Origin of the sequence: Pigmentibacter sp. JX0631, from assembly GCF_029873255.1 — a bacterium.
GTDB lineage: Bacteria > Bdellovibrionota_B > Oligoflexia > Silvanigrellales > Silvanigrellaceae > Silvanigrella.
In genome coordinates, this window is the sequence record NZ_CP123622.1 from 46344 (window position 1) to 61401 (window position 15058).

Genomic DNA, 15058 nt, shown 5'->3' on the forward strand with positions numbered 1-15058 from the left:
ACTTAACAAGGACAAATTATGGATTTCATCACTTCTTTGATGGATCAAAGCTCAGCTGTAGGTGCTGCCATTGCTTATCTATTTACTACATTTATTTCAGTATTTGTAATGGTCGACCCCTTTGCCGCTATACCAGTTTATCTTCTTTTAACAGAACGTTTCACCCCAACTGATGTCAAAAAAACCAGACGAAAAGCTGTTTTAGTCGCTTCTTCGATTCTATTGGTATTTGCCTTTACAGGAATGAGCGTTCTAAATATTTTTGGAATTTCTATTTCCGCTCTTCGTATTGCAGGAGGTATCCTACTGCTTAAATTTGCGCTTGAACATATGATGGGCTCTTCAGAAAAAATCAATCACGATGAAGAAGATGAAAGCAAACATAAAGATGACATTTCCATCGTACCTTTAGCAATGCCTCTGCTAGCTGGTCCAGGAGCTATTTCTACGGTTGTTGCTCAGGCAACCAATGCAAACAATATTTACTATTACTTTCTTCTCACGATAGCTATTATCCTTGTTATGTGGGTCAGTTCTTTAACCCTTAAATTTAGTCAGCATCTTTACAGAGTTTTAGGTAAAACTGGCTTAAATTTAATGGGTCGTATTATGGGTATTTTAATTGCCGCCCTCGCTATCCAATTTGTGATCACTGGTTTACGCGATTCCTTCCCTAATCTTTGGAAATAAAACTTTCTTTCCCTAAGTTATTTGAGAAAAAATTAGATGTATATTCCTATAGAAACTTTTCACTATAGGAAATCATATGACTTTTTTACAATATTTTTCGTCCCCTTGGATTTTTACTTCATTCATCTGTTTTTTTATTTACCTTTTATCCTTTTTTAAATACCCTATAAAGCATTCTTGGATATTTAAAGTAAGTAGCATTGTTGCCCTAGGACTCTTCAGTTTTAGCCATATTCATTTTAATTTTATTGAATTTATATACATATCGCTCTTTTTTTCTGCACTTGGTGATTTTTGGTTAGGTATTGATGAAAAAAAATTTTTTTTACATGGACTTATTAGTTTTTTACTAGCGCACGTTTGTAGCATAATATTTTTCTTTAGTTACTTTTCAAATATGCAATTTCAAGTTTTAGTAAATAAAATAATTATTTTTCTTCTTTTATTGTTTTCAATATTTTTTTACAAAATACTATCTAGAAGTTTAAATAAATTAAAAATTCCCGTTATAGTATATATTATAACTCTGATTCTCCTTAATATTTCAGCTATCCTTTCTACTTTTTCTAAAATTGAGCTTATTATAGGCGTACTTTTATTTACATTATCTGATTCTGTTTTAGCTTTTCAAAAGTTTAAATATAACTTTAAATTAGCTAACCAAATTATTTGGGTGAGTTACTATTTCGCACAATTCCTTATAATTTTTAGTTTAGTCTAAAGTTAATATAATTACTTTTAGAATAATTAATAACTTAAATAATTCATAATTAATTCTCCATAATAACATTGAAGTATAATAAAATTATAAAATATTTTTTATTCTTGTAAGATTTACTAGCTTTATTTATTTTATTTTTTATTATACAAATAAATTGGAATGATATGTCTTTTTTCTTGATTTTAATTTTACATTTTAATTATTTAATTTAATCTAAACTGCGTGGTTTAAAATGACAAATATACATGAAATTTACAATAATACAGATCTAGACATCAATTATCACAATTCTTACATAGAATTATTCGAACATAATTTTCATAATTATCAAAATAAAAACGCAATTATTTTTAAAAATATTCACATAACTTATGCAGAATTAAATGAAGCAAGCAATAAACTGGCAAATTATTTATTAAATTATTCAGTAAAACCAAACTCAAGAATAGGTATATATCTAGATGAATGTCCTGAAATGATTACATCTATCCTCAGTATTTTAAAATGTTCCGCAAGCTTTGTTCCTATGCCTGACATTTTTCCTGCTGAAAGAGTGAATGACATAGCAGAAAATGCGCAAATTAGATTACTTCTAACAAAAAGAAATTTAATTAAAATTGAAAATAAAAGTATTAATTATATATATTTAGATGAAATTAAATTAGATAAATACAGTTCTGAGAATATACCTCTTAAAACAAATTTAGAAGATTGTATCTATAATATTTATACTTCTGGTTCCACCGGAAAACCTAAAGGAGTAAGTCTTAGTAATAAAAATATATTAAACTTTAGTTATTATATTATAAACAAATATGAAATTACAAAAAATGACAACTTTTCAAAATTTGCAGGCTTTGGATTTGATGCATCGATTATTGAAATTATGCCTTCACTAGTTTCTGGAGCATGCCTCCATATTTTAGACAAAGAGACAAAAAACGATATATATAAATTAAATCAATATTTTGAAGAGAATAATATTACAATCTGCTTTCTTCCAACTCAATTCGCTGAATTATTTATGGAAGAAATAGATAATAAATCACTCCGTTGCTTGTATACTGGGGGAGAAAAATTAAAAAAAGCAAAACTAAGAAATTACAAAATATGCAATATTTATGGACCGACTGAAACTACAGTTGCTGCCACATTTTATGAAGTAATTGATGAAAATATAGAAAATATTCCAATTGGAAAACCAATTGATAACTATAAAGTTTATATAGTAAATAGTCAAAATAACCTTTGTGATGTTGGCGAAGAAGGAGAATTGTGGATTGCTGGTGAAGGGGTCGGTCTTGGTTATATTGATTTACCAAAGCTAAATAGCGAAAAATTCATAAAAAATCCTTTTCAATCAGGCAGTGAAAACAAAAAATACAATTTAGTATACAGAACAGGTGATTTAGCTAAATGGCTCAGTGATGGGAATATAGAGTATATTGGTAGAATAGATTTCCAAGTAAAAATTAGAGGATTTAGAATTGAACTTGGAGAAATTGAACAAAAATTAATTCACTATCCAAATATAAAAGAAACTACTGTATTGGCTTTAAAAGACAATATTGGTCAAGATTTTCTTTGTGCCTACTATACAGCTGAAGATAAAATTGAAAACGAAAACGACATAAATGACATTCTCAAGAAAACACTTCCAGAATATATGTTGCCTCGGTATTATGTTTGGTTAAAACAATTTCCTATTAATGCAAACGGAAAAGTAGATAGAAAAGCACTCCCTTTTCCAACAATTAGCCATAATAATTCAGAATCAATAATTCTGCCCACTACAGAACAAGAAAAAACTATTGTAAATATTGTGAAAGATATATTTAAACTTGAATTTGTTAGTTTATCGGCAAATTTTATAGCATTAGGAGGTAATTCACTTAAGGCGTTACTTCTCCTAGCAAAAATTAGAAATCAATACGATCTAAAAATAAATGACATATTGAATTCAAGTAACTTAAAAGAAATATCTGATAAATTAATTATAAAAACTCATAAAATTGAAATCATCAAACAAAATTCCAATGAATATCTTGCCACTTATTCTCAAAAAGGCATTTATTTTTCCTGGCAATTAGATAAATCATCTACGGTTTATAACACTTCTGTGTCCTTAGAAATTAAGGGTCTAATAGATCAGAAAAAATTAGAACAAACTATAAATACAATAATTCAAGAACAAAGAATATTAAGAACAAATTTTGTAATAAAAAACGAAAATGTGTATCAAATTAACAAAGAATATAAATATATTAACTTGGATGTAGAAAATATAACTGAACTGGAAATAGAATTTAAATTTCAAAATTTTATAAAACCTTTCGACCTAGAAAATGAAAATTTAATCCGTTTTAAATTATTTACTTGCGAAAAGAATGTAAATTATTTATTAATTGATATTCATCATATAATTAATGATGGATATTCTCAAAATCTTCTAGTAAATGAAATTTTTAACAGATATTCAGATCATAATTCCATTCTTAATAAAAATGACTACTTAGATTTTAGTGTTTATCAATCAGATATGAATAAAATTAAAGTAAAAGAATTTTGGCAAAAGCAAATTACAAATATTGAACAATCTGCATTACCTTTTGATTTTCCTGAAGTGTACTTTTCCCACAAAGGCAATACGATATCTAAAAATATTTCTTCCAATTTAACAGAAAATATTGAAAAATATTGCCAAACTCATAATATAACTGAGTACTGCCTTTATTTAGCAGCATTTATAGTTTTAAATTATAAAGTAGCGCGGAAAAATTTAATTACAGTAGGCGGATTTTTTGCGGGACGGTATCAAGAAAATACCCAAAATATGCTTGGGATGTTTGTTTCTACTTTACCAATTATTACAAGAATAAGTAATAATTTATCAATTACCGAATTTTTAAAAAATGTACAAAAAAATCTTAATGCAATTTTAGATAATCAAGATATATCCCTCGGAGAAATTATTGAAGAATCAAATTTGTCTAGTGAAAATGGAAGAAATCCATTTTTTTCAAATGCCTTTAATTTTGTTGAATTAAATAACTACGAAAATAAAGACTTAAAAATTAAAAATTTAAATTTATTTTTACCTGAGCAGTGTCACTTTGATCTTACTGCCTTATTATTTAAAATTGAAGGAACATATGAAATAAGATTTGAATACAATGTCGCAAGTTATAAAACTGAAAGTATAAATAGCTATATAACTTCATATTTAGAAATTTTATCTTCAATGCTAAATTCTGAAAATATTAAAGATATAAATTTTATCTCGCAAATTGAGAAAAATAAAATTCTTTCAGAATTTAATTTAACAAATAAAAATTTTGATTTTAAAAATAATTACATCGAACATTTTCATTCTGCAGTTGAAAAATATCCTAATAAAAATGCATTAGTTTATAAAGACACAAAACTTACTTATTCAGAGTTAAATTCAATTGCAAACAACATTGCAAAATATCTTAAAAGTAAAAATGTATCTTATAAAAATACAATATGCCTATATTTTAATGAATCAATAGAAATGATTGCCGCAATTATTGGAGTAATGAAAACTTCAGCTAATTTTATTCCAATTGCTGACACGTTTCCAAAAGAAAGAATTTATGAAATTTTTAATGATTCAAATGCAAAATTTATTCTAACAAACTCCGATTTATTTCAACTGAATTTTTCTTCTGAATTAAATACGCACAATATTGTTATCATTGATTGGAGAGAATATTTTCAAACTTATAATTTTGAAAATCCTATTATAGAAACAACACAAAACGACTGTTTATATAGTATCTATACCTCTGGTTCAACAGGGAAACCCAAAGGTGTTAGCATATCAAACTTAAACGTAGTAAATTTTTCTAAGCATTTAACATCATCTTATACTTTTACTTCTACGGATGAATTTACAAAAATTGCAGGTTATAGTTTTGATGCCTCAATTTTAGAAATCATGCCATGTTTTATAATTGGTGGATGTCTGCATATAATTCCAAAAGAAATAAAAACAAATATTGAAAAACTCAATAACTACTTCACCTCAAATAAAATAACAATTTCTTTTTTACCAACGCAATTTGCGGAATTATTTATGAAAGAGGTACAAAATACTTCTTTAAGATATCTAATATTAGGCGGCGATAGACTTAAAAAAGTAAAGCTTCATAATTACAAAGTATTGAATGGTTATGGCCCAACTGAAACAACTGTTGCATGTAGTATTTACGAAGTTACAGATGAGTTAATGAAACATATTCCTATTGGAAAACCTATTTCAAATTATAAAATTTATATAGCAGATGAAGATAATAATTTATGCCCCATCGGTGTACCCGGTGAACTGTATATAGCAGGACTTGGTGTTGCAATTGAATATATTAATTTACCAAAATTAAATGCAGAAAAATTTATTAAAAATCCATTCATTAGTTCGACTGACGAAAATTATGAGCGGTATCAACGCATTTACAAAAGTGGAGATCTCGCTAAATGGAATGATGATGGTAATATCGAATTTATAGGACGGATAGATTCACAAGTTAAAATAAGAGGCTATCGAATTGAGTTAAGCGAAATTGAGCAAAGACTTCTTGAACTTGAAAACATTTCAGAATGCGTTGTACTTCCGCTCCAAATGGAAAACGATCATACTTATTTATGCGCTTATTATGTTGGATCTAATGAAATAATTGAAAGCGAAATAAAAAAATATTTACTCCAATACTTACCCGAGTATATGGTTCCTGAATCTTATTACTACATGCCTGTATTTCCTATCAACCAAAGTGGTAAAATTGATAAAAAGAAATTACCTTTACCGACTATTCAAGTCGAAGAGCAAGTCACCTTACCGGAAACAGAAAATGAAAGAAAACTTTACACTGAATTTAAGAAAGTATTGCAAATAGAAAATTTTGGTATTGATTCTAATTTTTTTAGAATAGGTGGAAATTCATTAAAAGCCGTGCAAATTGTAACACATCTAGCAAAAGAATTTGACATTGAAGTTAGTGATATTTTTCATCATAAAACAATTAGAAATGTTGCAAAAAATATTAAGAAATCTAATTTAAAATATGAAATTAGAAAAACTAATTTGCAAAAATACCCTCTTCCAAATTCGCAAAAAGGAATTTATTTAGCTTCAATTATTGATCCCGAGTCAACAATTTATAACATTCCTTTAGCAATAGAAATAAATGGAAGATTAAATAAAGATAAATTAGGGGATGCAATTGATAAGCTGATTCAAAATAATAGAATTTTACGTTCATATTTTCTCATTGAAAATAATGATATTTTTTCAAAAATTGATGATAATTTCTTGTTGAAAAAAGATTTTCAAAAATCAAAAATACAAGAACTTGAACTTCTAATGCAAGAATTTATAAAACCTTTTCATTTAGAAAATACTCCTTTAATTAGAATTAAATTAGTTCAAATTGAAAGTAATCAATTTATTCTTTTTATAGATACACATCATATTATAAATGATGGATTTTCACAAAATTTAATTTTAAATGAAATTTTTGATTACTACTTTGAAAATAAAACTAATTTACATGAGAATAAAATAGATTATTTTGACTATGCAATATATAATCAAGAAAACGAATATTTAAAAAAGCAAAGTCTCTTAAATTGGAAAAATATTATTGATAAAATTGAAAAAAGCTATCTTCCATTTGATTACCCTGAAAAAATATTTAGTGATAATGGTGATATATTTAAAGTTAAAATTGAAAACTCTCTTTTTATGAGCATTAATGTGTTTTGTCAAAATAATTCTTTAACTTTATATTCCTTATCTTTAGCAACTTATTTTATTTTACTGTATAAAGTTACACGAAGAACAAATCTTACCATTGGGGGATTTTTCACCGGCAGACATTTACCAGAAATGCAAAATATGCTTGGAATGTTTGTATCTACTTTACCTATATACTTAGAAGTTGATTCTAATTTATCTAACCTTGAATTTTTACATAAAGTACAAGACTGTGTTTCTGATATTATGAAACAACAAAATATTTCAATTGATGAACTTGCACAACTATCAAATCTTAATGCAAGTGATGGAAGAAACAAATTTTTCAATAATGCCTTTAATTTTCTAGAAAAGATTAATACATGTTATAATGATTTAAGTGTAAATATTTTACCAATTAAAGGAAAGAATAAAGCTCACTTTGACCTCACAATTAATTGCATAAAAGACAAAAATGAAATAGAAATTTCTTTTGAATATAGTTTAGCCAGTTACAAAAAAGAATCCATTATAAAATATGCTGATTGTTATTTAAATATTTTACAAGATTTAGTGAATCAAGAAGGCTACATTAATAATATAAATTTCATTTCAAATTCTGATAAAGAATTAATTTTAGAAAGTTTTAATCCAAAATATATAAACAGAAATTATGACAACTTGTATATAGAAAGATTTAATGCAATTGCAAGTAAGTACCCAAATAATAGTGCCATAGTATTAAATGATAAAACCCTTCTATATTCTGAACTTAATAATTATTCAAATAGGGTTGCAAATTACTTAATTGCAAATGGAGTTACTAAACACGATAAAATTGTTTTATATGTTAGTGAATCTGTAGAAATGATTTCTTTAATTATTGCAATCTTAAAAACTGGCGCTAGTTTCATCCCTGTTGCGGATTCTTTCCCAGTTAATAGGGTAGAAGATATTCTTCAAGATTCTTCAGCAAAATATCTTCTTTCTAATTTAAAGAAAATAAATGAATTAAACTTTCAGGCACTTTCTGATTTAAAAGTAATAGATATTAGCACAATTAATTTGGAAGAATATAATTCAAAAAATATTCCATTAAAAAATCTACAAAGTGATTTTGCATATCATATATACACATCTGGTTCTACAGGAAAGCCTAAAGGTGTAAGTATAACACATAAAAATATCATTAATTTATGCGAGTATGTAATAAATTTATTAAAATTAAATTCCGAAGACAACTTTTCAAAATATGCAGGATTTAGTTTTGATGCTTCAATTATTGAAATTTTACCCGCATTAATTAGCGGAGCTTGCATTCATATTATAGATAAAAAATTAAAATTAGACCCGATTGAGTTAAACAATTACTTTGAAAAAAATAAAATTACTAATTGCTTTTTACCTACACAATTTGCTGAAATATTTATGCAGGAAACATCTAATAAATCATTAAATAACCTTATAACAGGTGGAGAAAAATTAAAGAAAATTTTGAAAAAGAATTATAAAATATTTAATCAGTATGGTCCATCTGAAACCACAGTTGTAGCAACCTCATTTTTGTTTGATGGAAACAACTACACAAATATCCCAATTGGGAAATCAATTGAAAATTTTGCTATTTATATCGCAGATCCCGATATGAACCTTTGTCCTATTGGAGTGAGTGGAGAATTATGTATTGCGGGTGATGGAGTTGGAAGTGGATATATTGGTCTACCTGAATTAAATCAACAAAAATTTATCGCTAACCCGTTTTCAAATAAACCTTATCAACAAGTTTTATATAAAACTGGAGATTTAGCACAATGGCTCCCTGATGGAAATATTGAATTTCACGGACGAATTGATTTTCAAGTAAAAATCAGAGGATTTAGAATTGAGCTTGGCGAAATTGAAACTCAGCTATCTTTAATACCAGAAATTAATGAATGTTTAGTATTACCTCTGCAAGATGAAAGTAAACAAGATTTTCTCTGTGCTTACTATACAGCAAAAGAAAAAATTGCAGATAAGCTTATTCAGCAGTTTCTTGCAAATAAATTACCAGAATATATGATTCCTGAAATATTTCATTGGATGAGTGAATTTCCAATTAATTCTAGTGGGAAAGTGGATAGAAAAAACTTCCCGAAACCAAGACGAAATATCGAAACAATTTACGTCGCTCCACGCAATGAAAAAGAAAAATTTATTGCCCAAGCCTTTAGTGAAATTCTTAATATAACCGAACCTAGTATTTACTGTAATTTTTTTCAGAATGGAGGAAATTCTCTTAAAGCAGTTCAGCTTGTTACTATTATTCAACAAAAATATGATGTAAAAATTAGTGATATTTTTCAGCATAAAGATATAGAAAACATCGCCTGTAATTTAAAAGAATTTGATACAGGCTTTAATATTGATTTTCGATTTAAAGAAATTAAAAAAATGTTGCAAGAACCTTTTACTGATACACAGCTTGAAGCAACAAAAGATCCGGAATTAAACTATCAAGTTAAATTGAATGAACTAACAGATTGGCAGCCTAAAAGTATTCGTTCTAAACAATGTGTGCTTATTTTAGGTGCGAGTGGTTTTCTTGGATGCCATATTTTACTTGAAGAATTAAGAAAAACTGAAAATATTATTTATGTTATTATTAGAAAAAAAGGACAAAACACAAATAATACATTTTTTGAATCTTTAAATCACTATGCTGGGCAAAATAAGTTAACTGCACTTGAGCAAGAACGTATTCATGTCTTACATGGTGATATTGCAACAAATAATTTTTCTTTAGCGAAGGATGAATATAAAGTTTTACAAAGCAAAATTCATCTTGTTATAAATTGTGCCGCTAATGTAAAACATTATGGTGAGTATAGCCAATTTTATCAAGATAATGTTCAAACTGTCATAAATATAATTGACTTTTGCGGTGAAAATATTAAACTCCACCATATTTCAACTTACTCCGTTTCTATGGTAGAAAATACTGAAGATAGTAATAGTGAATTTTCAGATTTCTTTACTGAATTTGATGTAAGAGATTCTAAATATTTAGATAATTACTATTTAAAAACAAAGGCTGAAGCAGAACAAATTATTGTGAATAAAAATAGTCTTAATGCAAATATATATCGTGTCGGAAATTTAGTTTTTAATACAGAGACAAATCTGCATCAAATTAATATAGATAGTAATGGCTTCTATCAAAAAGTAAAATGCTTATTAAATATTGATTCATTGTGCGAGCATCCTGCTGTTAATGTGGTCGAGTTGTCTCCTGTTAATAATACAGCTTCTGCAATAGTTTTACTTTCTCAGCAGGAAAACCTTAATAAAGAAATTTTTCATGTATATAATTCAAAAATGTATAAATTAACTGATATATTTTCTTTAAAACAAGATACTAAGCGACTAGATATAAATGGTGTTGAAGAATTTATCGATAAAATTGCATTATATTACAAACATAATTACACAAAAGAACTTTTAAATAATTTTTTACTACATATGGGATGGATAAATCTTACACACACTGGTCGCACTCCTATTGTAAAAAATGAAAAAACAAATCTTCTTCTTGATAAATTACAATTCCAATGGGATGAGATAAAAACTCAACATTTTGAAGATGTACTAGATAATGCTTATAAAAATAGAATTACAGAATTAACCAGACTGCAGCCATTTTTAAATTTAGAACGATCTACTCTTCACTTCATAAATAATTTTAGTAAACTACGTATTTTTGAAGAAAATGAAATTGTATTATCTCCTAATTCCAAAAATAAATCAGTATTTATTATTTTAGATGGTTTTGCTCAATTAAGTATTAAATCAAAAATGGGAGGCTGGATAAGTTCAATAGGTGTTTTATCCTCTGGTGACTTCATAGGCATTGAAAATTTATTTTCAGGCTTTTCAAGTAACTTAATTGTTGATACTATATTTAATGAATTGATCTTACTTGAAATATCAGAAAATGATTTTATATATTTAAAAAATAATAAGGATATTTTTGAAACCTTCTTTAAATATATTATAGAATCTATTAACAATAAAAATTTACTTATTTCGAATTTTGTATAGGAGAATTTATGCTACAAATTGAACACTCTCTTAATAATGACATGCAAAGTTTTAATTGCAGCGGCAGTCTAGATCTTGAAAGTTTTGAAAATTTTGATCAATACTTTTTTGGAAATTACAATAAAAATATTGAAAAAACAGTAATTAATTTAAAAAACGTGAATTACATCAGTAGTGTTGGATTAAGAAGTTTATTACGTTGTGCAAAACAAGTTTACTCTGATAAAAATAAAATATTTTTGAAAGTAGAAAATGAAATGGTAAAAAACATTATTACTTTATCTGGATTTTGCAAAATCCTTCCTTTCCTTGAGGATTAACTATGAAGTTTATAGTCCCAAAAAACAGAACTGAGATTTTAGCTTTTTTAAATAGTATAGAAAAAATTTTTGACATAGATAAAAATAAAATCGCTAATCTTAGATTTGTTTTGGAAGAACTACTTACCAACAGTCTAAAGCATTCTCAGAGTAATTTACAGCCACTTGAAATTTATATTGAATTTACTAATGAAAAATTTTCTATTGAATACAATGATTACTCTGAAATTTTTGATATTTTTTCTCACTACTCCGAAAATCAAAATTTGTGTACTGACATAGATGACATGCAAGAAGGAGGATTAGGAATATTTTTAATTTTTAATTTAATAAGAAACTATGAATTTCATTATGATCCTAAACAAATTAAAAACACTATGAAGTTTAACGTATGAAACCAGATTTCAAAAAAATAAACATCGATTTCGAAAGTTATTCAAAAAAGGTTATAATAAAGACCATTATTGTTTCAATCTTTTTAGTAATTTTTGCATTTGTTATTCTTTTTATTAAATTACTAAGTTTTAATGTTGCAATACAAAATGAAAATATCCAAAAAAACTCGCAAATTATAAATTATCAAATTGATTTTATATCTAAGCATGTTGTTTCGTTAAAAAACTCTTTTTTATCTTTTAAACATTTAGATAGTCACTATAGATACAATCCGCATTTTAGTCATAAAGATGCTTTTAATAGATATGTATATAATTCCCCTAATATAGGAACTTTTATTTCTTTATATTCACCAATGACATTTTTTCTGGATGAATTCTCAGCACTCGAACACTTATCTGTTATGATTAAAAATTTCCAAAAAATTGACTATGTTCTTTGGACTTATTACTACTCTAAAAATAAATTTGTCTATGTATACCCTTTTATAGAAAATCCATTAACTTATAAATTTTCTGAAAAATCATATAATGGTGATATTCTTGAAAACACCGTAACTACTAATAAACCATATATTTCTACAATATATGACGATTTAATCACAAAGAAGAAAGTATTTGCACTTACTGTTCCCATTTTTAAAGATAGAATATTTCAAGGAACATTTGCTCTAGATATAGATCTAGAGCAACTTTTTCAAAGTGTTTCAAACCTAAATGTAAATAATAAACATATCAATCTTTTTTTAGTAGATAGAAAAAATCAACACTATTCTCTAGATAAACAATACGATGATACTGATTGGTTTGTTTATTCAGAACACTCTAAAATAAAATTGGGATACAATTTTAAAAATTTTCATGTTTATAATACACAAAAAATTGTCGATGGAATTGTATTAGTCAGTACTTTTTCAATAATAGATATTTTAAAAAACTCTTTACTTGATCCCAATTTAATTTACTTTGTATTTGTTTTAATTTTATTTTATTTATTTATCTTTTTCTTTTACTATAGATATATAAAACCACAGCATGCTATTTTAATAGGTGTACTTGAATATTTAGATTCTCGAAAAGACACTAAAGAATCGAAGATGAATGCAATCACAAAAGAAGTGTATCGTGTTTTCAAGTATTTAGTGTCTGAATTTTCAGTAAAAATTAAAATTGATAATGATATAAGACATAGCAAAGAAACAATAGAATATTTTATTAAAAGCTCACACATAGAAAAAAACTTTGGCTATATGATTAATCCTGCTTTTAACTTTAGCGGCGATTATGTCAGAATTTTTGAACTTGAAAATGATTTAAAAATCTTTTTTGTTGCTGATGTTTCTGGGAAAGGTGTCGGCGCTATGATTTTAGTAAATCATATTGATATCTTTTTTAATTTCAATTTAAAATTAGTCCACAGTTTAGAAAGTTTTGAAAACATATTGAATGAATTCAATAAATATATGGTTGTAAAAAATATTAATTGCAACTTTATTTCTTTTAAAGCAATTGCTGTTTGCCAAAAGAGGAATGAAATATATATTATTAACGCTGGTGCTCCTAATTTATTTTATACTGATGAAAATAATCTTGTCCATGAAGTTAAAAGTACAGATTCATTTACTCCAATTGGAATAAATTCTAATGAAGAATATAAATTTTGTAGCTTGCAAGTAAAAAACAAAGTTAAGTTTTTGATTTCAACTACTGATGGAATATTAGAACAAAAAAACAAAACAGGAATATTTTACCAAAATAGTTTTCAAGATGCCTTACGCTTCAGCATGACAATGCAAAGCATTGACGAAATGATCAAATACATTTGGCAAGATTTTTTTACTTTCATTGAAAATTATGAAAATCAGTACGATGATTTTACCTTATTGATGATTCGACTGGAGGAGTGAGTTTTGAGTATCTTTCTTGTGCTACTTTTATTTTTTGCAGAATTTCTTCTCTAATATCTTCAGGATCTAGTATAAATATGCTATCCATTCTACCCAAAATCCATTGTATAAAATCTGAATCATAAGCAACCGAAAATCTAAAAATAATATAATTATCATTCACAATATATTTTAATTTTTCAATATAATTTTTTATTTTATCAGTATAATTATTAGGATCTATCAATATCGCTTTTAGATTAAAATACGCTCCATTTTCAATTAAATTTTTCAATTCAACTGCCCGCGCATTTATTGCTAGCATAGTAATATGTTTAATTTTAGTTTTATTATCAAGTCCAAAATGATTCCCCATCCGCTTCGAGATTAATTCATGAATATTGAAATCATTGTTATTATCATATGAAGTGTTAGAATTTTCTAGAATTTGAATTTGTTTTATTCTATCAAGTCGAAACATCAAATTATCTTCAAGATCAGAATTACTATTAATTAATTTGCCAAAAAAATAGGGGGCTTCTGTTATTCCTATTGCAACGGGTTGGACAATATGTAATTTTTCAATACTTTTACCATAACTAGTATAACAGAGCTGAAGTAACTTTTTTTGATTCATGGCTTGAATAATGGTGTTACTAAATTTAGAAATATTGCTGTTTGCAAATTTTTTAATCCCCTGTGACCAAAAGAAAATTTTTTTTACTTTATGCAATTCGATATTTGCAATTTTAGCAAGTTGAGAAAAAAGCTGTTCAAGTTGAGTATCTTTTAAAAAAAAGAAATTTTGAATCCCTATTAAAGATATAAGCAAATAAACAGCTTGAATTTCATTTACAACAAGTAAACTTTTTAAGGGAAACCAATTTCCTTTTTTATAATTAATAAAACCATTTTTTTTGAGAGTTTGAAGATCGCGTTGCAAGGTTTTTATTGAAAGCTTATAGCCTTCCATTTCTAATTTGAGTAAAAGATCTTTACAAGATATTTCATTACTAATATAAGAGAATGTTGTTAGAATTCTATTGACATAAACTGTATTTGATTCTTTTTTATCTGAGTGCTCTGACATATTATTCTTCCCTCTGCAAAAAAGTAAAATTAGTTACCTTAAAAGTCAAATTTTACAAACCTTATATTATAAGGCTTCAATAATTTAAACTATTTGACCTCTATTTCACAGGCTGTTATGT

Annotated in this window: 6 protein-coding genes; 5 read left to right on the forward strand and 1 reads right to left on the reverse strand. The window is 26.3% G+C overall.

The annotated features are described in order from the left end of the window. The first annotated feature begins 18 nt into the window (after positions 1–18). From QEJ31_RS00195 to QEJ31_RS00215, 5 genes are all read left to right on the forward strand, one after another. The gene (locus QEJ31_RS00195; protein ID WP_280591670.1) at positions 19–690 is read left to right on the forward strand and encodes an NAAT family transporter; all 672 of its coding nucleotides are present in this window, start codon (positions 19–21) and stop codon (positions 688–690) included. 953 nt (positions 691–1643) lie between these two features. After that, positions 1644–11246 carry a non-ribosomal peptide synthetase gene (locus QEJ31_RS00200; RefSeq protein ID WP_280591671.1) on the forward strand — a complete coding sequence of 3201 codons (9603 nt, stop codon included), beginning with the start codon at positions 1644–1646 and terminating at the stop codon, positions 11244–11246. A gap of 8 nt (positions 11247–11254) precedes the next feature. Next, a complete protein-coding gene (locus QEJ31_RS00205) occupies positions 11255–11566 on the forward strand; it encodes an STAS domain-containing protein (RefSeq protein WP_280591672.1) in 312 nt (103 codons plus the stop codon). 2 nt (positions 11567–11568) lie between these two features. Continuing rightward, positions 11569–11961 (forward strand): ATP-binding protein, encoded by a 393-nt coding sequence (locus QEJ31_RS00210; protein WP_280591673.1) that lies wholly within the window; start codon positions 11569–11571, stop codon positions 11959–11961. Further along, complete coding sequence (locus tag QEJ31_RS00215) at positions 11958–13868, forward strand: SpoIIE family protein phosphatase (protein ID WP_280591674.1); 1911 nt, start codon at positions 11958–11960, stop codon at positions 13866–13868. The genes QEJ31_RS00210 and QEJ31_RS00215 overlap by 4 nt, the downstream gene beginning before the upstream one ends. On the opposite strand, the gene QEJ31_RS00220 is transcribed toward QEJ31_RS00215, so the two are convergent. Next, on the reverse strand, positions 13837–14937 hold the full coding sequence (locus tag QEJ31_RS00220; protein WP_280591675.1) for a WYL domain-containing protein: 1101 nt from the start codon (positions 14935–14937) through the stop codon (positions 13837–13839). The genes QEJ31_RS00215 and QEJ31_RS00220 overlap by 32 nt on opposite strands. Positions 14938–15058 lie beyond the last annotated feature (121 nt).